General features: G+C 71.0%; 23 protein-coding genes. 18 read left to right on the top strand and 5 right to left on the bottom strand.

Going from position 1 to position 22,996, the window contains the following annotated elements; all coding sequences use genetic code 11:
• The first annotated feature begins 287 nt into the window (after nt 1-287).
• Nucleotides 288-482 (top strand): CsbD family protein, encoded by a 195-nt coding sequence (locus AC07F3_RS09640; RefSeq protein ID WP_479112181.1) that lies wholly within the window; start codon nt 288-290, stop codon nt 480-482.
• A gap of 159 nt (nt 483-641) precedes the next feature.
• On the top strand, nt 642-1,583 hold the full coding sequence (locus tag AC07F3_RS09635) for a Rieske (2Fe-2S) protein (RefSeq protein ID WP_479112179.1): 942 nt from the start codon (nt 642-644) through the stop codon (nt 1,581-1,583).
• A 75-nt stretch (nt 1,584-1,658) separates the two neighbouring features.
• Here the strand turns inward: AC07F3_RS09635 and AC07F3_RS09630 are convergent, their stop codons facing one another.
• A complete protein-coding gene (locus tag AC07F3_RS09630) occupies nt 1,659-1,847 on the bottom strand; it encodes a hypothetical protein (protein ID WP_388977233.1) in 189 nt (62 codons plus the stop codon).
• A gap of 396 nt (nt 1,848-2,243) precedes the next feature.
• On the opposite strand from AC07F3_RS09630, the gene AC07F3_RS09625 reads away from it, so the two are divergent.
• The 4 genes from AC07F3_RS09625 (at nt 2,244) to AC07F3_RS09610 (ending at nt 6,382) form a co-directional block, all read left to right on the top strand.
• The gene (locus AC07F3_RS09625) at nt 2,244-2,504 is read left to right on the top strand and encodes a hypothetical protein (protein ID WP_479112177.1); all 261 of its coding nucleotides are present in this window, start codon (nt 2,244-2,246) and stop codon (nt 2,502-2,504) included.
• Nucleotides 2,505-2,748: 244 nt separating this feature from the next.
• Entirely contained in the window at nt 2,749-4,986 is a 2,238-nt protein-coding gene (locus tag AC07F3_RS09620; RefSeq protein WP_479112175.1) for a catalase, read from the top strand.
• 199 nt (nt 4,987-5,185) lie between these two features.
• The gene (locus tag AC07F3_RS09615) at nt 5,186-5,668 is read left to right on the top strand and encodes a hemerythrin domain-containing protein (protein ID WP_479112173.1); all 483 of its coding nucleotides are present in this window, start codon (nt 5,186-5,188) and stop codon (nt 5,666-5,668) included.
• 249 nt (nt 5,669-5,917) lie between these two features.
• The gene (locus AC07F3_RS09610) at nt 5,918-6,382 is read left to right on the top strand and encodes a hypothetical protein (RefSeq protein WP_479112171.1); all 465 of its coding nucleotides are present in this window, start codon (nt 5,918-5,920) and stop codon (nt 6,380-6,382) included.
• Here the strand turns inward: AC07F3_RS09610 and AC07F3_RS09605 are convergent.
• Nucleotides 6,379-7,638: an MFS transporter gene (locus tag AC07F3_RS09605; protein WP_479112169.1), complete on the bottom strand. Its 1,260-nt coding sequence runs from the start codon at nt 7,636-7,638 to the stop codon at nt 6,379-6,381. The two genes, AC07F3_RS09610 and AC07F3_RS09605, sit on opposite strands and share 4 nt — an antisense overlap.
• A 593-nt stretch (nt 7,639-8,231) precedes the next feature.
• Between AC07F3_RS09605 and AC07F3_RS09600 the strand changes: the two genes are divergently transcribed.
• The 7 genes from AC07F3_RS09600 to AC07F3_RS09570 all read left to right on the top strand — a co-directional run bounded on the left by AC07F3_RS09600 (nt 8,232) and on the right by AC07F3_RS09570 (nt 15,140).
• Entirely contained in the window at nt 8,232-9,047 is an 816-nt protein-coding gene (locus tag AC07F3_RS09600) for an aKG-HExxH-type peptide beta-hydroxylase (RefSeq protein ID WP_479112167.1), read from the top strand.
• 267 nt (nt 9,048-9,314) lie between these two features.
• A complete protein-coding gene (locus tag AC07F3_RS09595; RefSeq protein WP_479112165.1) occupies nt 9,315-10,355 on the top strand; it encodes a radical SAM protein in 1,041 nt (346 codons plus the stop codon).
• Between the two features lie 46 nt (nt 10,356-10,401).
• The gene (locus AC07F3_RS09590) at nt 10,402-10,614 is read left to right on the top strand and encodes a hypothetical protein (RefSeq protein WP_479112164.1); all 213 of its coding nucleotides are present in this window, start codon (nt 10,402-10,404) and stop codon (nt 10,612-10,614) included.
• A gap of 35 nt (nt 10,615-10,649) precedes the next feature.
• Nucleotides 10,650-10,841: a hypothetical protein gene (locus tag AC07F3_RS09585; protein ID WP_114037441.1), complete on the top strand. Its 192-nt coding sequence runs from the start codon at nt 10,650-10,652 to the stop codon at nt 10,839-10,841.
• A gap of 81 nt (nt 10,842-10,922) precedes the next feature.
• Nucleotides 10,923-13,304 carry a B12-binding domain-containing radical SAM protein gene (locus tag AC07F3_RS09580; RefSeq protein ID WP_479112162.1) on the top strand — a complete coding sequence of 794 codons (2,382 nt, stop codon included), beginning with the start codon at nt 10,923-10,925 and terminating at the stop codon, nt 13,302-13,304.
• A 4-nt stretch (nt 13,305-13,308) separates the two neighbouring features.
• Nucleotides 13,309-13,896 (top strand): N-acetyltransferase family protein, encoded by a 588-nt coding sequence (locus AC07F3_RS09575; RefSeq protein ID WP_479112160.1) that lies wholly within the window; start codon nt 13,309-13,311, stop codon nt 13,894-13,896.
• The gene (locus AC07F3_RS09570; protein ID WP_479112159.1) at nt 13,893-15,140 is read left to right on the top strand and encodes a cytochrome P450; all 1,248 of its coding nucleotides are present in this window, start codon (nt 13,893-13,895) and stop codon (nt 15,138-15,140) included. Before AC07F3_RS09575 ends, AC07F3_RS09570 begins: the two co-directional genes overlap by 4 nt.
• 75 nt (nt 15,141-15,215) lie before the next feature.
• Here the strand turns inward: AC07F3_RS09570 and AC07F3_RS09565 are convergent, their stop codons facing one another.
• On the bottom strand, nt 15,216-16,004 hold the full coding sequence (locus tag AC07F3_RS09565; RefSeq protein WP_479112158.1) for a DUF2382 domain-containing protein: 789 nt from the start codon (nt 16,002-16,004) through the stop codon (nt 15,216-15,218).
• Nucleotides 16,005-16,223: 219 nt separating this feature from the next.
• A complete protein-coding gene (locus AC07F3_RS09560) occupies nt 16,224-17,729 on the bottom strand; it encodes an arabinofuranosidase catalytic domain-containing protein (protein ID WP_479112156.1) in 1,506 nt (501 codons plus the stop codon).
• A gap of 363 nt (nt 17,730-18,092) precedes the next feature.
• Here AC07F3_RS09560 and AC07F3_RS09555 point away from each other — a divergent pair, with 363 nt between their 5' ends.
• The 5 genes from AC07F3_RS09555 to AC07F3_RS09535 all read left to right on the top strand — a co-directional run bounded on the left by AC07F3_RS09555 (nt 18,093) and on the right by AC07F3_RS09535 (nt 21,850).
• Nucleotides 18,093-18,755: a DNA polymerase ligase N-terminal domain-containing protein gene (locus tag AC07F3_RS09555; RefSeq protein WP_479112154.1), complete on the top strand. Its 663-nt coding sequence runs from the start codon at nt 18,093-18,095 to the stop codon at nt 18,753-18,755.
• A 6-nt stretch (nt 18,756-18,761) separates the two neighbouring features.
• The gene (ligD, locus tag AC07F3_RS09550) at nt 18,762-19,772 is read left to right on the top strand and encodes a non-homologous end-joining DNA ligase (protein ID WP_479112152.1); all 1,011 of its coding nucleotides are present in this window, start codon (nt 18,762-18,764) and stop codon (nt 19,770-19,772) included.
• On the top strand, nt 19,769-20,416 hold the full coding sequence (locus tag AC07F3_RS09545) for an endonuclease (protein WP_479112150.1): 648 nt from the start codon (nt 19,769-19,771) through the stop codon (nt 20,414-20,416). The genes ligD (AC07F3_RS09550) and AC07F3_RS09545 overlap by 4 nt, the downstream gene beginning before the upstream one ends.
• A 37-nt stretch (nt 20,417-20,453) precedes the next feature.
• Nucleotides 20,454-21,380 (top strand): non-homologous end-joining DNA ligase, encoded by a 927-nt coding sequence (ligD, locus tag AC07F3_RS09540; RefSeq protein WP_479112148.1) that lies wholly within the window; start codon nt 20,454-20,456, stop codon nt 21,378-21,380.
• Between the two features lie 152 nt (nt 21,381-21,532).
• Nucleotides 21,533-21,850, top strand: coding sequence for a DUF5133 domain-containing protein (locus AC07F3_RS09535; RefSeq protein ID WP_479112146.1), 318 nt, complete (start codon nt 21,533-21,535; stop codon nt 21,848-21,850).
• Nucleotides 21,851-21,959: 109 nt separating this feature from the next.
• Here the strand turns inward: AC07F3_RS09535 and AC07F3_RS09530 are convergent, their stop codons facing one another.
• Nucleotides 21,960-22,970 carry a helix-turn-helix domain-containing protein gene (locus AC07F3_RS09530; protein ID WP_479112144.1) on the bottom strand — a complete coding sequence of 337 codons (1,011 nt, stop codon included), beginning with the start codon at nt 22,968-22,970 and terminating at the stop codon, nt 21,960-21,962.
• Nucleotides 22,971-22,996: the final 26 nt, after the last annotated feature.

Below are 22,996 nucleotides of genomic sequence, written 5' to 3'. Positions count from 1 at the left end.
CTTTGCTCGCGAGCCCTCTGACGCGCGCCGCATGGAGCGACCGCCGCAGGCGGGAACCTCGGGCCACGGCATGGCCCGTGCTTCGTCGGCGACGTCCAGCCCATGGTGCGCGCCCGGGCCCGCGCTCGCATCCGCCCATGGCCGTCACCTCGGCACCCACTGCCGCGTGCGATGTCGGGCCGGGTCCCCCGCACAGGCCACAGGGGGACGGCTCCGGCGCGCGTTCCGACCGCCCCGCCCCTAGCGTGTTGCTGTCAGTAGTTCACTCGTCACGCTGGGAGTTTGTGATGGCCAAGGGCAAAGGCAAGATGGACCAGGCCAAGGGCAAGATGAAGGAAGCCGCGGGCAAGGTCTCGGGCAACGACTCCATGAGGGCCGAAGGCAAGATGGACCAGGTCAAGGGCAAAGCACGCGAGACCCGGGCCGAGGCCGAAGACCAGGCCCGCGAGGCAGTGCGCAACATGCCGGGCCGGAAGAAGTAGCCCGACCGGTGAACAGGGCAGGCTCGCCGGACAGCCCCGTGCTGTCGGGCGAGCCTGCTCCGCCATCAAGGCGAGCACCCCCGGGGCAGACCGGTGCTCCGCCGGGCCCCCTGCCCGATCGACTGTTTGGATTCGCGCCGCGGGGGTTAACCGCATCACATGCGATTCCTGGCAGGGAAGTTGGCGTCGGACGGACCGCGTGCCACGACACGCGGCGGCGGTGAACAGTGCGGGGCCGCGACGGCGGGCCTCCTGAAGGCGCTGGACGCGCTCGGCGGGGCGCGGCAACTGGACCGGGTGACCGGACCGTTGCAACGCGCGGTTCGAGCGCTGCCGCTGGGCCCCTATCGCGATGTGCTGCACGGCCGTCCGATCGGGCACCCGCTGCACCCGGCACTGGTGCAGGTACCGATGGGGGCGTGGCTGTCCTCCGCACTGCTCGACTGGGTGCCGGGCGCCGGGCGCAGCGCACGCCTGTTGGTCGGAGTGGGCGTCGTCTCGGCCGCGCCGGCCGCTCTCGCGGGCTGGGTGGACTGGGCGGAGCAGCCCGAGCGGCAGCTGCGGACCGGTGTGGTGCACGCGGCGTCGAACGCCGCGGCCATCGGCCTGTACGCGAGCTCCTGGGTCGTCCGGGGCCGGGGCAGGCCGGTGTTCGGCCGGTTCCTCGCGCTCGCCGGGCTGACCGCGGCGAGCGTCGGCGGAGTGGTCGGCGGGCACCTGGCCTACCGGCAGGCCGTGGGCGCCAACAAGACGGAGCCGATCGACCACCTCGTGGAGCCGGGCTGGCACAACCTCGGCGACGCCGAGGCCTTCCCGGCCGGACAGGCGGTCCGGCGGATGCTGGGCGAGGTCCCGCTGCTGGTGATGCGGGTGCCGGATGGCGCGTTCCACGTTCTGGTCGACCGCTGCAGCCACATGGCGGGCCCCTTGTCCGAGGGCAAGGTGGCCGACGGCTGCGTGGAATGCCCCTGGCACGGCAGCGTGTTCAGGCTGGCCGACGGCCAGAACGTACGAGGGCCGGCCACGGCACCGCAGCCCACGTTCGAGAGCAGGCTCAGCGCGCGGGGCGAGCTGGAAGTACGTCTGCCAGACGCTGCCTGAACCGTTCCCCTTCCGCGCCGGGCCTCCCTGCGACGGGAGGCCGGGCGCGTCAGCGGGCGGGATGCGGGCGCGGGGTCAGGCGGGTTCAGCAACTTGCATGAGCTGCTGGAACGTTGTCATGCAAGGCAGGCAATGGTGATCGGTTTCCTTGTTCTCGGTCGGCTCAAGGGGTCGGCCGCACAGGGTGGTTCGATGGTCATGGGCGACAACGTGCCACACCTGGCGATCGCCAGTGACGGCTGTGCCGACGTGCATTTCGTACATGGCAGTCCTCCGTACCGTTGGACAGCACTCCACGTCATCACGACTGCGGCCCTGGCGCGCTCTTGAGGCGGCGTTCGGGTGAATTTTCGGTGGGCCCCGTGATGTCCTCCGTGCACCGCTCCACCCCGTCCGGCCTGCGGTGACGCGGTGCGGTCCCGGGCTCGTCGGCGCGTGCGCGGCGCCCCGGCAGGGACGCGTGGAAAACCCGGCTTCGGGTAGGCACGGCTGGGTGTGCCCGCCGCCCCTCGTCATGGCGGCCTCCGGGGCCGCGGGCGCACCCACCTCGGTGTGCGTCGCCGAGCGTGCCGGGTCCGATCACCGTCCCGCGCCGGGGAGTGTCGTCCGCGAGGGCGTGGGTACCAGGCACGGACCGCCCATCGAAAGCGAGGACCCACCATGACCGATCGCAGGCCCGAGGGGCCAGGAGACGACGGAGCAGCCACACCCGAGCCGATACCCCGGGACCTGCCCGACCAGCAGGCCGGGCTCGACGCCGATCCCTGGGAAGCCGAAGGCGATTCCGCGGACAGCACGCGGGGTGAGCGGCCCGACCCGGAGATCCCCGACACGGACGAGGCGGGCACCGGCCGCCGAGGCGCCCCGCACTCCGGCAGCAGGCGTGACGGTCACCCGATCCCGGACGAGTCGACCGCTTGACGCGCCCGGGGTGCTGTCGCGTTTCGGGCCTCGCGCGCCGGGAGGAGATCCAGCCTTCCTCGGGGAAGTGAGCGTTCTTCGCTGGACAGCGGGTACGCGGCGTCGACGACCTCGGCCGTGCACGGCAGCGGCAGATGCCATGGACTCCTGCGGATGCGAGTGACAACCGCCCGGAGGCTGTTTGAGGTTCGCGGCCCTGCGGTCATGGCTGAGGTGTCTTGACGACCGCCACCGGGAGATGAGCATGACCACAGAGCACCCCCACGCAGATGCCGCGGCGAACGGCGGCGGCCTTCCTGGCAAGCCGGGAGCCGCGTCGCCGTCGGTTGCCGAACCCACCGAGCCCGCCGGGCCGCTGCCCCCGAAGCCGGACCAGCGAGGTCCGGAAACCGTGAGCCCCACCGGTCAGGCCACGGGCGCGGACCCGGCGCGCACCGCGCAGAGCGGCGCGTACCTCACCACGGCGCAGGGGAACCGCCTGTACGAGAGTGACCACTCGCTGAAGGCCGGGCCGCGCGGTCCGGTCCTCATCCAGGATCACCATCTGCGGGAGAAGATCACCCACTTCGACCACGAGCGGATTCCGGAACGCGTGGTGCACGCGCGTGGCGCCGCCGCTCACGGAATCTTCCAGGGCTACGGCACCGCGACCGAGGTGACGCGGGCGGCCTTCCTGGCCAAGGACGTCGAGACGCCGGTGTTCGTCCGGTTCTCCACCGTCCTGGGCTCACGTGGTTCGTCCGACACCGTGCGCGACACCCGCGGCTTCGCGACGAAGTTCTACACCGACGAGGGCACCTTCGACCTCGTGGGCAACAACATTCCGGTGTTCTTCATCCAGGACGCGATCAAGTTCCCGGACGTCGTGCACGCCGCGAAGCCGCACCCCGACCGCGAGATCCCGCAGGCCCAGAGTGCGCACGACACGTTCTGGGACTTCGTCTCCCTGCACACCGAGGCCACCCACCACACGCTGTGGAACATGTCCGACCGCGGCATTCCGCGTTCGTACCGCATGATGGAGGGCTTCGGAGTCCACACGTTCCGCATGGTCAACACGGCAGGCAACAGCGTGCTCGTGAAGTTCCACTGGAAGCCGAAGCTGGGTGTGCACTCGCTGGTCTGGGAGGAAGCCCAGCTGATCAACGGGATGGACCCGGACTTCCACCGCCGGGACCTCTTCGACGCGATCGAGGCGGGCGCCTTCCCCCAGTGGGAGCTCGGCATCCAGGTCTTCCCCGACACTCCCGAGCAGACCTTCGAGGGAATCGACCTCCTCGACCCCACCAAGATCGTCCCCGAGGAGCTCGCTCCCGTTCAGCCCGTCGGCCTGATGACCCTGAACGCCAACACCAAGAACTACTTCGCCGAGACCGAGCAGGTCGCCTTCCACCCCGGCCACCTGGTCCCCGGCATCGACATCACCGACGATCCGCTGCTCGCCGGACGTCTCTTCTCGTACCTCGACACCCAGATCAGCCGGCTCGGCGGCCCCAACTTCGCGCAGATTCCGATCAATCGGCCCCACGCGCCCGTCAACGACATGCTCCGCGACGGCATGCACCAGACCGCCGTCCACACCGGCGTCGCTCCTTACCGCCCCAACAGCCTGGACGGCGGGTGCCCCTTCCTCGCGGGCGCCGACACGGGCGCCTATGTCGAGACCCCGGTGCGCATCCCGGAGACGAGCAAGGTCCGTGAGGCAGCAGCCTCCTTCGAGGACCACTTCAGCCAGCCGCGGCTCTTCTGGCTCAGCATGAGCGCGCCGGAACGCGAGCACATCATCGCCGCCTACACCTTCGAGCTGAGCAAGTGCTTCGAACAGGCCGTCAAGGAACGCAACTTGCAGGTGCTGGCGAACATCGACCAGGAGCTGTGCGAGCAGGTCGCGGCAGGGCTTGGCCTGCCGGCGCCGCAGGCCACCGTGGCGCCCGCCCAGGTCGCTCCGAGCCCGGCACTGTCCCAGCTGGGAGGCACCTGGCCGACGGACGGCCGGGTGGTCGGCATCGTGGCCGACGCGTCCGCCGATCTGGAGGGCGTACGCGCCGCACGGCAGGCAGTCCTGGCCGCCGACATGGTGCCCCTCGTCATCGCCCCGGTCGGCGGGGCCCTGGACGGTGACGGCGACCCCGTCGCCGTCCAGCGGACCTTCGCCACCGCCCGGTCCGTCGAATACGACGCCCTTCTGTTCGCCGGAGCCCCCCGGCCCGGCGCGGACGCCTACGGAGCCCGGGACGCCAAGGCCGGCTCGCCCGCGCCGCAGGGGCCCGACCCGCGGGTGCTGTTGCTGCTGACGGAGGCGTACCGGCACGGCAAGGCGATCGGCGGCTGGGGTGACGCCCGGGACATGTTCGAGGCGTCCGGCATCGAGGAGGGCGAGGCCGGGTGTGTGCTGGGCGACAGCGGGCCGGCCGTCGTCGAGCGTGTCACCCGGGCGCTGGCCGAGCACCGCGCGTGGGACAGGTTCCCGCCCGCTCTGTGAGCCCGGTGTGGGCGTGCCCCCACGGGCGCACGCCCACCTCGCAGTCCCCTTCCGGGGAACGCCGAGGGCCCCGGCCCGACCACGTTCCGTATCCGTACGAGGACGGACGAGCAGCCCGGCATCCGTGGCGTGTGACCGCCCGGTTTGCCGGGTATTGGCCTGTCACGGAAGTGAGTCCTGCGCCTCTTGGGAGCTGCCCATGCCCACCACCGACGCCATCGTGATGCTGCGGGAAGGCCACAAGGAGATCAGGCGCCTCATCCGCTCGTACCGGGCCGACCGGGATCCCGGTGTGGTGGAGAAGTTCCTGGGTGCCCTGACCGTGTACACCTACATCGAGCGGGAGGGCATGTACCCGCGGGTGTCCGTTCTGGCCCCCGAGACCGAGCTGACGATCGTGGCCTTCCGGGAGGAGCACCACATCGCCGAGGTGCTGGCCGCCGAGCTGCTGGACATGCGTCCCGAGGAGATCGCCTACGACGCGAAGGCGAGCCTCCTGATGGACATCGTGGAGCGGCACATGGACGCGGAGGACCACCAGTGGTTCCCGCAGGTGCGGACCTCGGTCGGGCGCAAGGAGCTGAGGGAGATCGGCGCCTGGATGACCAAGCTCGCCGAGCGGGCTCCGCGGCGTCCGCACCGCCCGGATCGGCAGAAGGTCTGGGACGCGGTGGCCGCCTGAACCGCCGCTCGCCGCCCTCTTGTGCGATCCGCGTGCATCGGCATCAAGGGTGTTCCCGAAGCCGGATACAGGTCACGGAGCGGGGTACCCGGGACGGGCTCGGCCGCCACACCGACTCGCGCGCGGGACGGAAGTCGCCCTCCCCAGGGCCGTCGGACCCGTGGTCTGCGCGGAGGGCCGGGCAGGAGCAGTGCACGACGATGCGGACTGGCGGCCGGTTCCAGCCGACCGCCAGAAGGAGGGAGCATCATGGCACCCGCCCGTCATGACCTGGACCGCGCCTGGGAGTTGGCCACCAGCGCGCACGATCTGCCCGAGTGGGGACCCGAACCCCAGATGCTGCAGGTGTTGACCCCCGGCCGCGCGGCCGCCTGGGCCTGCGGTACGCGTCGCAAGGTCGTGTGGCGTCTGCATGCCCAGGGGCGCGACGCGCGTCCGGTCCGCCTCAAGCTCGTCACCGCCGACCAATGGCGCGGCACGGTGGCCCAGTTGGCGACGGAGGTCGATCCCCGCGACGGCGGCACGGAAGTGACCGTGCCCGAACTCCCCTTGGGGACGTACTGGATTCAGGTCTCCCGCGGCAGCCGACTGCTCGCGACGAGCAGGCCCTTCGCCATCGGCCCGGCCGGGGGAGCCCGCACGGTCCACGGACACCGCCGCCTGCGGCCGGGGAGGCCCCGGGCCTCGGCCTACCCGAGCCGATACGGCGCCTAGCGGCCGGGAGGAACGGGGTCGTCCTGGCCCGGACGAACCGAGGCCGCTCCCGGAAGCAGGGGGAGGCAGGCCAGGAGAAGGAGACCGGCGAGCGTCCAGGGGGCGTCGAGTCCGGTGTGCTGGGCCAGGGCGCCGCCCGCCGCGGCGCCGACCGGCATCGCGCCCCACGCGGCGAGCCGGTAGCCACTGGTGACCCGCCCCAGCATGTGCTCGGGGGCGAGGCGCTGCCGCAGCGACACGGTGCACACGTTCCACAGCACCACCCCCGCGCTGTTGAGGGCGAGCATGAGGGCCACGAGCGGCCATCGTGGCAGCACCGCGACGACGAGATAGCTGAGCGCCGACACGGCGACCGAGGCCCTCATGCTCCACGCGGCACCCAGCCGCCGTACGGTCGCGGGCGCCGTTCTCGCTCCGGCGAGGCTTCCGGCCGCCGCCGTGACCAGCATCAGGCTGTAGCCGTAGGGCGGCAGGCCGAGCCTTTGCTCCACATAGACGACGAGAACCGCGTAGACCGCCTGTTGCCCTACGCCCAGGACGGCGACCACCACCATGAGGCGGCGCAGCATCCGGTCCTGGCCCAGAAACCGCAGCCCTGCCCAGGTGCCGCGCACAAGGCCCCGCAGCCCGCGTTCGTGGGCCTCTGTCCCGCCGGGCGCGGTCCGCTCCGGCAGGGTGGTGAGGAGCAGCGCCGACGCGAGGAACGTCAGACCGTCGGCGAGGAAGGGCAACGGGTGCCACACCGCCCACAGCACGGCGCCCAGGGGCGGTCCGATGAACCCGGTTCCGGTGATCTGGGCGGCCAGGATCCGGGCGTTCGTCCGCTCCAGTTCGTGGTCGGCGGCCAGCGTCGGCACCACGGCCTGCGCGGCACTGTCGAAGAAGACCTCGGCAACACCCGCGCCGAAGGCCAGCAGCACCAGCAGCACCACCGGGGGCCGCACGATCGGCACCACCGCGAACAGCACGAGCAGCGTGGTGCAGCGCGCGAGGTCCGCGCCCACCATGGACCGGCGTCGGGGGACGCGGTCCACCAGGGTGCCGATGACCGGTGCGAGCAGCCAGGCCGCCCGGCTCGCGGCCGCGACCACGGACACCCAGAAGACCTGACCGGTGCTCCACATCGCGAGGAGCGGGAGTGCCGCGAACCGCGCGCCGTCGCCCACCGAGCTGAGCGCGTTGGCGGCAACGAGCCGACGCAGGGCCGTCGTTGCCGGCCCGCCCGGCAGACGGGCTGAGGGAATGGCGAACCTCATGGGGCAGGGTTCTCTCTGCGGCGGGCGGGCGGGCGGGCGGGCGCGGCGCGGTCAGGAAGCCGCTGCGGCACCTTCGGTGAGTGGGCACAATCGACCAGCAGCGCGTACCCAGTGCGCGGCGGACCATTCCTGTCGTCCTGGATTTCCATGCCGCCCTTTTACCCTCGCCGCACAAGCCCCCGTCTTGATTGCTCGGGACGGTTGACACGGCTTTCCCGCGGTGGAATCTTCGGTAAGCGTCAGTCGCTGATTTGTCGCCAACAAGCGTGCTCCACCGGCCTGTTGGCACCTCTGCCCATCGCACTCGCCGAGATCTGTGACGAGTAAGGGAGTAATTCGACAGGGGCCACTGTATGCAGAAGCCTGCGCTTGTTGCACTGGCCGATCACCCCGTGTTCGCCCAACCGGCAAGCATCATCGACCGAGTATACGAAACCTATGATTTCCTTCTCGAATGCGTCGCACCCGATTTATGGCCGGCGGATTCGAAAGGGCGCAGGGTCACCCCCGACTTAGCGCTGGATCCCGTGATTCGGCATGCGTGGGATCAGGCGCTGCGCAGCATTCGCGATACTCCCGCGTGCCGACGGCAGTTGGCCGCAAGGGCAGACCCGCTCCACGCCAACGCCACGCTGGCGGCCACAGAGGAGCGCGCGGGAATCCACCAGGGGATCGAGGTGTCCGGCCACCGGCTGAACCTGCTGAGCGACCCCGCCCTGCCCGCCGCCTCCCACCGGCAATTCGAGGCGCTCTTCCGTCGCCACCTCAGCGCGGGAGAGAACGCCGACCATCTGACCGGCTGCACGGTCGAGGTATCCGCGATGGTGCGCGCCGCGGTCGAGCTGATGCTCACGACGGCCCCCGAGCTGTGCAGCGGGCTGGTGCGGCACGCCCGCTACGTCGTTGCCGTAGACGGCCCCGACGCCTTCGACAGCGCCTCCACCCACGAGATTCCGGGAACGGCATTCGTGGCCCTCCGCTGCATGCGCACCCCCGAGCGGCTGGCCGAGGCGCTCGTCCACGAGTTCGTGCATCTGCGCCTCTACGACCTGCAGACGACGAGGTCGATCTTCGCTCCGACCTACGACACCGACACCGCACCCACCGTGGCGCCGGAGTGGCACAGAGCCTCGAAGGTCTCGCGATGGCCCGTCGACCGGGCCCTGGCGGCGGCGCATGTCTACGTCCACCTGGCCGCATGGTTCGAGCAGCGGGCCGTCGACGGCGGCGGGCCGGACGCGGAGCAGTCCGCGGAGATCGCCGTCCTGCGAGCCGCCAGTCTGCTCGACAAGGTCGCCCGGCACGCTCAGGGCTGCCTCGGCCCGGCGGGCCAGGACTTTCTGCGCTGGCTGACGCAGGTCCACGAGGGCAAGGTCGGCCCCCGCCCCCGGGAACGGGTGCTGTCATGACGGGTGGAGAGGCGACCGGGCCCGGCCCGCGCCGGGCACGCCCTCTGATCCCCTTGGTCGCGAGACCCCTCGCCACCACTCCGCACCTGCCCTGACCTGTCCTGCCGTGCACCACCGCGGACGCGCGGCGTCCCGTACAGCCCACTCCCGGCCCTGTGTCCGCCCCAGGCACTCAGGTGCCCGTTTTTCCGCAGGCCCTGACGCCGTCGCGTCGAGCCGTCATTTCTCAGTGCCGGTGCCCCGCGGTGCCGGTCAGGACGGAGACCCATGGATCTCGTACTCAACGAGCCCCTGAAAAGCTGGTTGCAGGTCACGCAGTCGTGCAACCTGAAATGCCGCCAGTGCTACGGAGACTGCGAGGACCGGCCCCGCAGCGAGGAGATGCGCCGGGAGGAGTACGCGGCGCTCATCCGCGAAATGGCCGACTCCGGCGTGATCGAGGCCTTCGTCGAGGGAGGCGAACCCCTCAACCGGCCGGACATCCTCGACCTGCTCGGGGAGTTGACGCCTCATGTGATGACGCGGCTGCGCACCAACGCGACGCTGCTGACCCCGGAGGTGGCCGCGCGGCTGAAGGAGATCGGTGTCGGCGAGCTGTACGTGGACGTTCTGGGCGCGACCGCGGCCACCCACGACTGGCACGTGCGGGTGCCGGGGTCCTTCGACAAGACGGTCCAGGGGGTGCGGAACGCACAGACCGCCGGGCTCTCCGTATCCCTGTTGATCATCATGACGCGGCGCAACGTGCACGAACTCCAGGACGTGCTCGACCTGGCGGCCGACCTCGGCGTCACCCGGGTGGGGGTGCTGCGCCTGTACCCGCTGGGGCGGGCCCGTACCCAGTGGAAGGACCTGGCGCTGCGGCTGCCCGACCAGATGGCCGCGCTGGAAGCGCTGCGCGTGCCCGACTCGGTCCACCTCATGACCTCCTGGCACCCCAAGGACGGCAACTGCTGCTGGCAGAACGCCGGCGTGGACGCCACCGGCCGCTCCGTCGGCTGCGCCTACCTGCGGGACTACGCCGACTACGGCAACGTTCGCGAGGTCAGCTGGCTGGACACCTGGAACAACCCCGTCTACGTCCACAACAGGGGCGCCCACGTGGACGGCGGCTGCGAGTCCTGTGAACAGACCCAGGGGTCGTCCGGCGGATGCAGGTCCACGGCCTTCGCCTTCACCGGGCGCTGGGACGCCCCCGACCCGTTCTGCACGACGACCAACGGAGGGATCGATGTCTCTCAGCTCCCCGGCGACCTCGACGACCGGCGTGTCCACCCGGCCGTTCCGGCTACGAGCCGACTGCTTTGAGCAGAACGGCTCCGCCAGGTTCCGTCCCATCCCGGAGTGGAACTGCATGCTTGCCTACACCCCGCACAAGCCGGCCATCCACTACCTGAACCCGGTGGCATGGGTGGTGATCGAGCTGTGCGACGGATCCTCCGGTCCGCAGATCTACGCCTCGTTCCAGGAGCTCAACAAAGGCCGGATCGGCGAACCGGAACTCCAGGAGGCGTTCGAGTCGGCGATGGCCATGCTCCTCGAAGGGGAGCTGGTCACCATCGAGTAGCCGACCCGGCGCTCCTCAGGAAGGGAGGTGAAGTGATGACGAAGAAGAAGGCGGATTTGGAACACCTCATGGCGGCGGCCGGCGCGACCGGTGAAGGCCCCGCGGTCGAGGTGGTGCAGCCGGAAGTACGCACCGGCTCGCAGTACGCCCTGCTGCCGTCGATGAAGGCCAAGCGCCCGGACGTGTCCGGCGCGACGCAGGAGACGGAATCGGATGAACAAGAGTGACACGGGCGGGATCCGTGCCACCTCGACCGGCGCCCGGGCGGCCGTCCGGGCGCCGGTCCCACCAGGCCACGAGGAGGGCTGATGCGGAGCAAGAAGGGCATGAAGACCGTTCTGGTGAATCCGCCCCTGTGGAACGCCTATGCCCCGCACCTGGCCGTCCCCCTGCTGCTGGGCGATCTCCGTGCGCACGGCTACCAGGCCACGGCCTACGACCTGAGTATCGAATGCGTCGACTGGATGCTCTCGGCGACCGCGCTTGAGCAGCTGCGGCAGAAGGCGGCGGCGCGCCGTTCTGTCGGACTGCGGGACGAATGGGCGCGCCGGCGGGCCCAGTTGGTCGCCCCCGCGGCGATCCGCGACATCGAGGAGGCCAAGGCCCGCCTGAGGTCATTGGCGACGCTGCACGACCCCGCCGCCTTCCACGCCGCCCGACGGACCCTGCGCGACGCGCTGTGGCTCGTCTCGGGCGCGTTCCCCTCCTGCGATTTCGACCTGGTGTCGAATACGTGCGCCTACTCGGCCGAATCGACGCTCCAGGTGCTCGCCGCCAGCGGGGACGCCGAAGGCAATCCCTACCGCTGGGCCTTCGACCGCATGCTCGACCGGGACCTCCTCCTCGACCCGACCGTCGGGGTCGTCGCGGTGAGCATGTCCGCCGACACCCAGCTGATCGCCGCGGTGACGTTCCTCAGCATGGTGAAGGACATGCGCCCGGACGTCCATGTGGTGCTCGGCGGCAACTACGCGACCCGTCTGGTGGATCGCTGGCAGCACCGGCACGCCCTGTTCGACTACGTCGACACGGTGGTGACCGGAGAGGGCGAGGGAGCCCTCGCCGCCGTCGTCGACGGCCTCACGGAGGGAGGGACGGCCACGGCGGACTTCCGCGAGAGGATCCCGGGCGCGGTCTGGGCGGACAACGGCATCCTGCTGCGCACACCCCGACAGAGCGCCGACATCTCGGCGGCGGTCAAGCCCGCCTACGACGCCCTGCCCCTGGACAAGTACCTCGCCCCGGGCCCGATCCTGCCGGTCTTCGCCTCGCGCAGCTGCCCCTGGGACTGCGCCTTCTGCTCGATCCCGTTCGCGAGCAACTCCTTCCGCCAGCGTCCCGGCGAGGCGGTGGCCGAAGAGGTACGCGCCCTGCGGGCCCAGCACGGCTCCAGGTACTTCATGTTCGTCGACGAGATCATGAGCCCGCGGACCCTGCGCAACGTCAGCGAGGCGTTGGTGTCGACGTCCGCCGACGTGTACTGGTACGGCGAGACCCGGTTCGCCGGAGCACTGGACGACGAACTCGCGGGCCTCCTGCACCGTTCCGGCTGTCGCCGGATGAACTTCGGCCTGGAATCGGCGAGTCAGCGGGTCCTCGACCTGATGCGCAAGGGAACGCGGATCGAGGACGCCTGCGAGAACATCACCTCGATGCTGGAGGCCGGGGTGCCGATCCACCTGTTCGTGATCCACGGCTTCCCGGGGGAGACCCGGGAGGAGGCCGAACGCACGGTCGCCTTCGCGGAGGCCGTCCGGCGGCTGTCCGTGCACCACTACGGTGTCGCCCACACGACCTGGGGCGGCTCGCCCTTCGTCCTGGACGTCCACGCGCCGATCGGCACGCAACCAGAAGCGTTCGGCATCCGGATCGACCCGCCGGACCCTGCCGAGGACCTGAGTCTCAGCCGCGACTACCGCACCGCGTCGGGCATGTCGCAGCAGGACACTCTTCAGGTCGCCGAGGACGCGTCGGGTTCCGCCGACGACACCGGCGTGTGGTTCCGTGCGGTGCGTGACCCGATGGCGAGGGAGATCGAGGAATTCACGTTCCTGCGGGCCAGTGTGCGCGCCGCGCCGCCCGAGCCGCTCCCCGTCCCGCTGTTCGACTGGCCGCCACCGGAACCGGACGCCCGGCTCACCCTCGCCCCCGGCGTGACCTTCACCCGCGTGCCCTGGCCCGCCACGGAAGCGGACACCGAACCGGCCATGGCGCTGTACAACCCGGCCCATGACAGGTTCCTCCAGCTCAACTGGGGCGGCGACCTGGACTGGCGGCAGTTGGACGGCCTTGCCTGGCGCGACCTGGAGGCCTGGCTGACGTACCAGAACTGCCACTACCTGGGGTGCGGTCCTGCCGACACGGCGGCGCTGCTGCTCAGGCACGGTCTCCTGGTGCCGTCGCGGCGGCAGGTGCGGCCGCCCGATGCCCGCCTCCGCCCCGAGATCGGCATCGCCATGGAGACCCGTCGCGCGACCCCCTACCTCTCCAACCCCATCACTGGGGTGACGATCCGGCTCCGGGGCGAGGCCGTCGAGACGTGGCAGCGCTGGCGGAGGGGGGAGGCCCCCGCGACAGGGGAGGCGGACGGGGTCACCGATGCGCTGGTTCGTCACGGCTTCCTGTACCGCGAACCGGCCGGTGACCGCCAGACACAGCCGAGGTATCTCACCCAGGGGCAGGAGGCCTAGCCACATGGATCCGCTCAAGGGCACCGACGAGGGGCCGTTCACGGTGCGGCCCATGCTGCCTGAGGACGAAGCGGCCGTGAGCCGTGTGCTGGCGGCGTGCGACGACTACTTCCTCGCGGCCACCGGTTCCCCCGCGCTGCCCGCCGACGTGCAGAGCCTGTACTACTCCCTGCCGGACGGCGCCGACTTCGACCAGAAGCACCTGCTGGTGCTGTGCGACGGGAACGAGGTGGTGGGTGTCGTTGACGCCGTGGCGGACTGCCCCGACGCGGGCAGCTGTGCGGTGGGGCTCTTCCTCGTCGTCCCACGAGCCCGCCGCAAGGGCATCGGCATGCTGGCAGCCCGGCAGCTGCTGCGGGACGCGACGGACCGGGGGCTGCGACGCGTGACCGCCACCTGTCCGCGGAACTGGACGCCCGGTCTGGCGTTCCTGGAAAGTCTGGACTTCGAGGTGCACCCACCGCCTCCGGATCCCGGCCCCACGGTGGGCAACCGGCGCCGCCACTCCACCGAGGGCGACGTGTGCACCGCCGTACGAGAAGCGGACAAGACGTTCCCTGACGCCGCGCATCACGACCGGAGGCCGTCATGACCCTCGCGGTCTCCCTCCTCGATGCGAGCCCCGCCGACGTCGAGCAGGACATCGGTGAGGCGTACGCGTTGGTCCGGGCCTTCGACGGCGACGGGGTCTGGTCCAAGGGCGCCGATCCGCATGCCGAGTTCGCGGCGTTGCGCCGACTGCGGCCCGTCCACGGTTCGACGTGGGAGCGGGTGCTGACCGGCGCCGAACTGACGGATGCCGCTTCCACACCCGTGTGGCACGTGGTGTCGTTCGCCGCGGCCGAACGCGTTCTGCGGGACGAGGACACCTTTTCGTCATCGGCCTACGACGACAGCATGGGCCGGGTCGTGGGCAGGTCATTTTTACAGATGGACCACGCGGAGCACCGGGGTTGGAGAAACGTGCTCCATGCCGGTATGAACCGGCAGACGGTGCTCGCCCAGCGCGCCCACATTCGCTCGTCGCTGGCCGCGAGGCTCGCCGCCACGCTGGCGCGGCCGGGCGGTGACCTCGTCGCGGACGTGGCCTTTCCGGTGGCCCTGACAACGATCGCGCGCTTGATCGGCCTGCCGCCCGGCACACGGATCGGCACGCTCTACGCCTGGGCGGTCGGGTTGACCCAGGACCCCGGCCATCGGATGGCCGATGCCATGGGGGAGTTGCTCGATATGCCGTCGGCGTGGCCGCCGGGCAGTCTCGTGGACCTGCTCTCGCGTGCGGACAGCCCGGCCATCGGGTCGGGCCCTCAACTCCTGCCCGCGGTGCGGTTGTTGCTGTCCACGGGCACGGAGCCGCCGTTCCGCTCCCTCGCCACCTTGATGTACGCGGTCCTGAGCGACCGGGCCGTGCTGGAGTCCCTCCGCGCGGACGCGTCCGTCGCCCCCGCGGTCTTCCACGAGTGCTGGCGTTGGGAGTGCCCCCTGACGTGGGCGCTGCGCCGCTGCACCATCGATACCGAAGTGGCCGGACAGGCGATGGGGCGGGGCGACCTGGTCTGCGTCAACCTCGCCTCGGCGAACCGGGACGAGACGCGCTGGAGTAATGCCGACCGGTTCGATGCCCGGCGGGAGTATCTGCCGAGCCTGGCCATGGGAACGGGCCCCCACATGTGCCTGGGCCGTCATCTCGCCGCCGTGGAAGCGCACGAACTGTTGTCCGAGCTGGCGTCCCTCGCGCCGCCCCCATGGGCCCTCGACACGGACGGGCCCATGGGCCGGGGCTTCCGCTCCCCGAGGCGTCTTCGGATCAACTCCCGGCCCGGGCAAGGGCTTTGAGCGATAGAGGCGTCGTCGCGGGGGCGCCCTGCCCGGTGCCTGGGCCGGGCAGGGGCGCGAGGCGGTGGGCCCGCGTCAGCGGTGTTCGTCCTCGTCGGGCAGGTCGGCTTCGATCTTCTCCTTGCGGACCTGGCCGGTGACGGTCTCCTCTTCGACGTGCTCGTCCGTGACCAGGCGGACGCGCTCGACCGGTTCGGCCTTGATCTCGACGACCGGGGTCTCCCGGTGCAGGGTCACTTCGTGCTCGGCCTCGGAGATCTCGGGGCCGGACAGAGCCCCCGCCCGGTTGGCGTCGGTGATGGGCTCGCGTTCGAGGTGGGCCTCTTCGTGGCGGACGGGGATGGTCTGCTGGACCTCCTCGGTCACCACGTACTTGCGCAGTCTGGCCCGTCCGGCCTCCCGGTTCTCGACACCGACGTGCATCTGCTCCTCGGAGCGGGTCATCGCGTCGTCCTGGGCGGAAGCCGACGTGTCGGCGAGGGAGCCCGCGTGTCCCGCGGCCCATCCGCCTTCGCCCGGCTGGTTGGCCTGCTGCCAGGCGGCGTCCCAGTTCATGCCGTAGTACTGGTACAGGCGGCGTTCCTCCTGCTCGGACAGGCGGCCGCCGGAGTCGATGTCGACGTTCGGGGCGTCCTTGATCTTGTCCTTGGCGAACGGGACTTCGAGGTGGCCGTCGACCACGGTGGCGTTCTCGATGGGGACGAACGACTCGTTGGTGCCGAACAGGCCGGTCTTGACGCTGACCCAGTCCGGCTGTCCCGTGGCGCCGTCGAGGAAGACGTGCTTCGCGTGGCCGATCTTGTGTCCGCCCGTGTCGTAGACGGCGTGGTCCAGCACGGCGGGGATCTGGTTTCGGGTGATCACTTCTGCTCCTCCTCTGCTCTGGTCATCTGTTCTGGGCTTTCTCTCAAGCGACTACCCGCATAAAAGCTCGCAAACATTCATATATGGGATAAAAAGCGACGTTTTTGCGAGGCGGATCGTGGCGCAGGGGCCGAGCCGCCCCCGCGTCCGGCTCCGCGCAGACCGGCGGCGCGCCCCGCCTCCGCGTCCGTGGGGCGGGGGCGGGGTGCGCCACCCGGGTCAGTTCAGGTGGAACTTCTGGGCGGCAGAGCCGTTGCAGTCCCAGATCTGCAGCCTGGTGCCGTTGGCGGTGGCGCCGCTGGGCGAGTCGAGGCACCTGCCGGACTGCGGGTTGAGCAGCGAGCCGTTCGCCTGGATCACCCACTTCTGGCCGCCGACGCCGTTGCAGTCCCAGAGTTCGACTTTGGTCCCGCGGGCCGTGCCGTTCCCGTTGATGTCCAGGCAGCGGCCGAGGGTGCGCAGCGTGCCGTCGTCGAGATGTGCCCAGTGCTGGTCCTCGGCGTACTTCTGGCAGTCCCACAGCTGCACCGCCGTGCCGTTGACGCCGGTGTCGTCGCCGGCGACGTCCACGCACGTGCCGCCGGGGCCGGTGAACTTGCGCTGGTCGCCGTTGGGTTCGTCGGTCTGGCCGGAGTAGCCGACGGAGGTGATGTCGGCCTGGACGGCGTTCTCGGCGGCGTCCGTCGGATAGCCGGAGACCATCACGCCCTCGAAGAACGTGCCGCGGTTCCAGTTGCTGTTGTCGCCGCCGGTGGCCAGGATGATGCCGCCCTCCTGCCGCATGGGGGCGTATCCGCCGCGCTGGGGCAGCGCTCCGTCCCACCAGGTCGACAGGGCGCCGGACTGCGCGTCGCCGCCCTTGAGGGCGTACCGGGTCTGCCCGTTGTTCTTGAGCATCGCGGTGACGTAGGGGGTGCCGTTGCCGAGGTTGGCGGTGTTGGAGCCGTCGGCGCCCTGGAACATGCCGTTCTCCAGGTCGGCCTCCACCCACGGCCCGGCACCGCTGCACGGGGCGAAGTAGCAGGTGGTCGCGATGGACACGGCGTCCATGTGTCCGTTGCCGGTGTCGGCGGGGGTGCGCTCGGCGTTGCCGTAGTCGAAGCAGCAGGCGGATCCCACGTGGGTGCCGCTGGCGACCATGTAGGCGCCCTCGGCCTGGCCGTCGACCGCGGTGCCCGAGGCCTGGCCGTGCGAGCGGTAGCCCACGCCCGGCGAGCCCCAGATGCCGTAGACCTTGTGACCGCCGGCCGTCACGGAGATCTCGGCGGCGTCGGCGCCCCGGTCCGCCCCCATGCCCGCGGTGCCGGCGGGGCCGGGGAAGAGGTCGTTGTGGCGCGGGGTCTGGTCGTAGATCCTGCTGATCGAGCAGGTGGTGTCACGGCAGAAGCCGTCCTGGGCGGCCGCATCCGCGTATCCGCCGGGTGCCAGCAGCCCGATGTCCTTGACCGCTCCGTCGGCGGCCCGCTTCACCTGGTAGAGCGGGCCGTTGTAGGAGGAGATGAGCGCGCGGGTGGTGCTGTGCGCGGCCACGCAGGGGGTGCCGGCGCTGCCGTAGATGTCGCAGGGCAGGGACGAGGCGGCCTGGGACGCCCCTGGCAGCGTCAGCAGGGTGGCGAACACGAGGGCCAGGACGGCGAGGACGGTGAGCGTGGCCCGGCGCGCGCGGGAGGGTGGGGCATGATCCGGGATGCCGTGTTGCCAGCAGGGAAGGTGCGCTCTGCGCATGCTGTGCTCCTGTGGGGTCGGTGGAGCCTCAACGGAGGGGCGGGAGACGCGAGTTGCGGATGTGCGACAGGGCCGGAACGTAGACCCGCTGTTCGGTTCCGTCAATGTTTGTTGCTTCGGCTCGCGATTGCTTGAAGGAATGTTTTGGATTCCCTGCGCGCCGAGCGGAGCAGGTGGGCGCCGCGGCCCGTCGGCGCCAGCGCGGCGGGCTCCCCCTCCGTCACGCAGAGCCACCGGTACGGCGAGCTGATGCCCACTCCACCTGCGCGGGCCATGATGAGAGGTGGAGCGCGAATGACCGGCGAGACCAGGGGTACCCCCACACGCGCAGGCCCCGCCGACACCCGAGAGAAGGGGGTCACGGTGAGTGAGAAGGACGACTTGCGGACCTACCGCGGGAAGCGGCACTTCGACAGGACGAGTGAGCCGCGCGGCGAGAGCACCGCGGAAGGCGGAGCGCGCACCGATGACGCCGAGCCCGCGTTCGTGGTGCAGATCCACGACGCGAGCTCGATGCACTTCGACTTCCGTCTGGAGGTCGACGGCGTCCTCAAGTCCTGGTCGGTCCCCAAAGGACCCTCCACCGATCCGCGCGACAAGCGACTCGCCATCCCCACCGAGGACCACCCCCTGGCCTACCGGGACTTCGAAGGCGTCATTCCCCGGGGCGAGTACGGCGGCGGAACCGTCATCGTCTGGGACCGCGGCACCTATCGGCCCACCAGCCATGACAAGCGCAACCGGCCGGTGCCGTTCGGGCAGGCACTCGAGAACGGCCACGCCACGTTCGACCTTCACGGAGAGAAGCTGCACGGGCAGTACGCGCTCACCCGCTTCCACGGCCGTGAGGAGCAGGACGGAACCGCCCGGAAGCCGACCTGGCTGCTGGTGCGGACCGGCTCGGCCCACGGCCCCCGCGGCGGCACCCCGGACCCGCGGCGGGCCCGGTCCGTGCGCAGCGGTCGTACGCTGCGCCAGCTGGCCGAGGCGCCGGACGCCGACACCTGGGACCCGGAACGGAGGTGAGCGGCGATGACCGGCCTCCTTGACACCCTGCCGCCGGAACTCGACGGCCGTACGGCCGAGGCCGCGCCGGGCATCGAACTGGCCGCGTCCCCCATGCTCGCGACGCTCAGCAGCAGACGTGACTTCGCGGCGGGCTGGGTCTTCGAGCGGAAGCTCGACGGCATCCGCGTCCTCGCGGTGCGGGAAGGCGGCAAGGTCACCCTCCGGTCCCGTTCGGGACGACGGCTCGACGCCACCTACCCGGAGGTCGTCGACGCGCTCGCCTCCCAGGCCTGCGCGGACTTCACGATCGACGGGGAGATCGTCGCGTACTCCCACGGCCGAACGGACTTCTCCCGGCTCCAGCAGCGCATGGGACTCACCCGGCCCGCGGACGTCGCGGCGAGCGATGTCGCGGTGACGTACTACGTCTTCGATCTGCTGCGCCTGGACGGCATGGACGTCCGGCGCCTTCCTTTGCGCACCCGCAAGTCCCTGTTGCGCCGCGCCCTGACCTTCGCGGCGCCGCTGCGCTTCACCACCCACCGCAACGAGGGCGGTGCCGAACTCCTCGACGACGCCTGCCGACGGGGCTGGGAGGGGCTCATCGCCAAACGGGCCGACAGCCTCTACCGCTCCCGCCGCTCCGACGACTGGCTCAAGCTGAAATGCGCCCGCGGCCAGGAATTCGTCGTCGGCGGCTTCACGGAGCCCGCGGGCAGCCGGGAGGGGATCGGGGCTCTGCTCATCGGGTACTACGCGGACGGACTGCTGCACTACGCGGGCAAGGTCGGCACCGGCTTCGACCGGCGGACCCTGCGCGCCCTGCGGGAGCGGCTCGACGGGCTGCAGGCGGCCGAGTCGCCCTTCGCGGGCCGTACGGCGCCGCGCACGGCCCGCTGGGTGCGGCCACAGCTCGTGGCGCAGATCGCGTTCGCGGAGTGGACGCGCGACGGGCTGCTGCGCCACCCCCGCTACCAGGGACTGCGGGACGACAAGAATCCGGCCGACGTCGTCAGGGAGCACCCGGAGCCATGACCGACCAGAGCGAAGTGATGCGGGCCCTGCTGCGCGGGTACGGGCAGACCTACGCCGCCGAAGCGGGCATCCGGCTCAAGGACACCCCTCAGCCGCTGTACCGGACCCTGGTGCTGGCGAGCCTGCTCAGCGCCCGGATCCGCGCCTCCGTCGCGGTGGCCACCACCCGGGCGCTGTACGACGCCGGCCTGCGCGATCCGCGCCGCATGCGCGACGCCACGTGGCAGCAGCGCGTCGACGCGCTGGGGGAGGGGGGCTACCGCCGCTACGACGAGCGCACCGCCACCCAACTCGGCGACGGCGCCCAGCTGTTGCTCGACCAGTGGCACGGAGACCTGCGGGCGCTGCGGAAGCAGGCCGACGGCGACCCGGACGAACTGGAGAGCCTGCTGCGTCGTACACCGGGGCTCGGCCCCACCGGAGCCCACATCTTCCGGCGTGAAGTACAGGACGTCTGGCCCGAGTTCGCCCCCTTCCTGGACGCGAAGACCATCGAGGGCGCCGAACGGCTCGGCCTGCCGAAGGACCCCGCGGCTTTGATCCGCCTCGCGGGCGACACCCCCCGCGCCGAACTCGCGGCCGCGCTCGTCCGCGCCGCGCTGGACCGGAAGGTGGCGGAGGACTGCATGGCCCAGGCCACCTGAACCAGCCGACCGCCCCCTACGAATCGAGGGTGCCTCCATGTCCCCCACCGAATCCCTGCGTGTCGGCCGGCGAACGCTGACCCTGCACCGGCAGGACAAACCGCTTCTGCCCGCGGGTGATTCCGGGGGCGATGCCATCACCAAGGGCGACCTCGTCGCGTACTACCGGCAGATCGCCCCCTTCATGCTCCCGCACCTGCGGGGCCGGCCGCTGATGCTGGAACGCCTGCCCGACGGCCTCGACGGGCCGCGCATCATGCAGAAGAACGCGCCCGCCAACTTTCCCGACTGGATCACCCGGGCAGAGGTGGCCAAAGAGGGCGGCACCGTGGTGCACCCGGTGTGCGACGACGCCGCGACGCTGGTGTTCCTCGCCGACCAGGCGGCCATCACCCTGCACCGGTGGCAGTCCAGGACCTCGCACGTGGATCGCCCCGACCGGCTGGTATTCGATCTCGACCCCGCTGACGACAGCGGTTTCGATGCTGTCCGCTCAGCGGCCCACCTGGTACGGGAACTCCTGGAGGGCCTGGGGCTCTCCTGCGGGGTGATGACCACCGGATCCCGCGGGCTGCACGTCGTGGCCGCACTCAACGGGGGCCTCGGCTTCGACGCTGTCCACGACTTCGCCAAACAGGCCGCCGACGTCCTGGCCGAGGCCCACCCGGACGACCTCACCACCGCCGCCCGCAAGAAGGAGCGCGGCAACCGGCTCTACCTCGATGTGCAGCGCAACGCGTACGCGCAGACCAGCGTGGTGCCGTACACGGTACGGGCGAAGGAGGGCGCCCCCGTCGCGACCCCCCTCGCCTGGGAGCAGCTCGACGACCGCGCCCTGTCGGCGCGGCGCTGGACCATCGCCGACGCGGCGGAACAGGCGGAGACCGATCCGTGGGGCGGACTGATGCGCAGGGGACGGTCGCTGGGCCCGGCCCTGCGACGGCTGGAAAAGCTGCGCAAGTGATGCCTCGTACGGGAGCCATATGTCAGGCATGGCCAGAAGATGGCCCGAATGGGGGCGAAAGTCCCGATATGGGCAACTCGATGACGGGGCACTTCCTGGGGCAGGAGAGTCGAGGGTCCGGGCGAGCCGGACGGATGCGCGAGGAGATGACCGTGCTGCTTCCCACAGCTGACGATCTGCGTCGGGCGATGACGCGTTATGCCGAAGCACTGAGCGAGGACGAGCGCTGCCCCACGCCGCGGACGCGTCGGGCACGCGAGGACACCGCCTACACGCTGTGCGTCATGACGAACACGAAGGACGTCCGCGACGCGACGCGCTGGGCCGAAGCCGTCCTGGCCCGCAGGGCCGCGACGATGCCGAAGCCCAGCCCGGTGCCGGAGCGGGCGACGGCGGCGCCGGCGCGGACCCCGCGCGTGGACAAGGCCGCACGCGACACCGCGACTCCCGCTCCGGCCGCCTTCGGCTGAGCCCGCCCGCACCCACTGCCGAGTGAAGGGCCCTGCCGACGGGGGATGCGGCAAGGCCCTTCACTGTCCACCGTACGGCCTTTACGGCGTTCCGGGTGCCGGGCGCGGGTCAGAGCCATCCGCGCCGTGCCGCCTGAAGTCCCGCCTGGAATCGGCTCGTTGAGGCCAGTCGGCCCAACAGCACCGACATCCGCCGCCGCAGGCTCCGCTCACTGATCCCGAGCTGACGCGCGATCGCCTCGTCCTTCAGGACCGCTGCCAGCAACGCCAGCAGCGCGTCGTCCGGGGCAGGCGCCGGCGCGGCCGGGGCGCCCCCGCCGATGCGCGCGCCATCCATCGCCCCCAACGGAGCGCCCCGCTCCCACAACTGCTCGAACAGGGCCACCAGCGCGTCGGTCAGCGCCGAGTGACGCACGAGCACCGCGCTGTCCATCATCCGGTCGGTATGCGTGGACAGGGGCAGCAGCGCCCGGCGCCGATCCGCGATGACCAGCTTCACCGGCACGCTCGGCAGCACCCGTATCCGCTCGCCCAGCTCCGCCAGCCGCTGGGCCTGACGCCAGCCGCCGTCAGCGGCCAGCACCTCCGCGGCGTGCACGGCCCGGCATTCGACGCCGCGCTCCAGAAGCCGCTGCATCGGGGCCAGGCTGTCGTCGGCCGGATCCAGGAACGGCGGCCCGACCAGCGTGAGAAGCTCTTTCTCCGTGCCGGCCAGCAGATCCTGTACCCGTGCGTACTGCGCCGTGCCACCCCGTACCACTTCGGTCAACCGCGCGGGCTCATCGCGCAGTTGAGCCTCGCGGTACTCGGCGGACAGCTCGTCCAGGGACTGACGCATCCGGTCCAGTTCGGTACGGCGGCGGCGCAGCAGCGCGCCGAGCGCCACCTGCGGATCGGCCGACAGCCACACCTCGCCGTCGGCCCCGGCCGCTTCGTCGCGGCTGTCGGCGCTGTCGGCCGTGACGAGTCCGAGCCCGGCCAGACTCCGCAACGCCGCCCGCACTTCGGGTTCGGACAGACCTGTTTCCGCCGCGCACGCGCGGGCGGTGCCCCTGCCGAGCCGCAGTAGCGCCCGGTACACCCGCTCGTCGGTCTCGCCCAGCCCCACCGCTTCCCACACTCTCGCAGGCTATCCGGCCGCCACCG

Source organism: Streptomyces sp. NPDC045846 (genome assembly GCF_056431605.1).
This window is presented reverse-complemented; position numbering and strand designations above follow the sequence as displayed.

Excerpts from the sequence above, each read along its gene's own strand:
- AC07F3_RS09640 (WP_479112181.1), top strand. The coding sequence starts at position 288 with ATGGCCAAGGGCAAAGGCAAGATGGACCAGGCCAAGGGCAAGATGAAG.
- AC07F3_RS09635 (WP_479112179.1), top strand. The coding sequence starts at position 642 with ATGCGATTCCTGGCAGGGAAGTTGGCGTCGGACGGACCGCGTGCCACG.
- AC07F3_RS09630 (WP_388977233.1), bottom strand. The coding sequence starts at position 1,847 with ATGTACGAAATGCACGTCGGCACAGCCGTCACTGGCGATCGCCAGGTG.
- AC07F3_RS09625 (WP_479112177.1), top strand. The coding sequence starts at position 2,244 with ATGACCGATCGCAGGCCCGAGGGGCCAGGAGACGACGGAGCAGCCACA.
- AC07F3_RS09620 (WP_479112175.1), top strand. The coding sequence starts at position 2,749 with ATGACCACAGAGCACCCCCACGCAGATGCCGCGGCGAACGGCGGCGGC.
- AC07F3_RS09615 (WP_479112173.1), top strand. The coding sequence starts at position 5,186 with ATGCCCACCACCGACGCCATCGTGATGCTGCGGGAAGGCCACAAGGAG.
- AC07F3_RS09610 (WP_479112171.1), top strand. The coding sequence starts at position 5,918 with ATGGCACCCGCCCGTCATGACCTGGACCGCGCCTGGGAGTTGGCCACC.
- AC07F3_RS09605 (WP_479112169.1), bottom strand. The coding sequence starts at position 7,638 with ATGAGGTTCGCCATTCCCTCAGCCCGTCTGCCGGGCGGGCCGGCAACG.
- AC07F3_RS09595 (WP_479112165.1), top strand. The coding sequence starts at position 9,315 with ATGGATCTCGTACTCAACGAGCCCCTGAAAAGCTGGTTGCAGGTCACG.
- AC07F3_RS09590 (WP_479112164.1), top strand. The coding sequence starts at position 10,402 with ATGCTTGCCTACACCCCGCACAAGCCGGCCATCCACTACCTGAACCCG.
- AC07F3_RS09585 (WP_114037441.1), top strand. The coding sequence starts at position 10,650 with ATGACGAAGAAGAAGGCGGATTTGGAACACCTCATGGCGGCGGCCGGC.
- AC07F3_RS09580 (WP_479112162.1), top strand. The coding sequence starts at position 10,923 with ATGCGGAGCAAGAAGGGCATGAAGACCGTTCTGGTGAATCCGCCCCTG.
- AC07F3_RS09575 (WP_479112160.1), top strand. The coding sequence starts at position 13,309 with ATGGATCCGCTCAAGGGCACCGACGAGGGGCCGTTCACGGTGCGGCCC.
- AC07F3_RS09570 (WP_479112159.1), top strand. The coding sequence starts at position 13,893 with ATGACCCTCGCGGTCTCCCTCCTCGATGCGAGCCCCGCCGACGTCGAG.
- AC07F3_RS09560 (WP_479112156.1), bottom strand. The coding sequence starts at position 17,729 with ATGCGCAGAGCGCACCTTCCCTGCTGGCAACACGGCATCCCGGATCAT.
- ligD (WP_479112152.1), top strand. The coding sequence starts at position 18,762 with ATGACCGGCCTCCTTGACACCCTGCCGCCGGAACTCGACGGCCGTACG.
- AC07F3_RS09545 (WP_479112150.1), top strand. The coding sequence starts at position 19,769 with ATGACCGACCAGAGCGAAGTGATGCGGGCCCTGCTGCGCGGGTACGGG.
- ligD (WP_479112148.1), top strand. The coding sequence starts at position 20,454 with ATGTCCCCCACCGAATCCCTGCGTGTCGGCCGGCGAACGCTGACCCTG.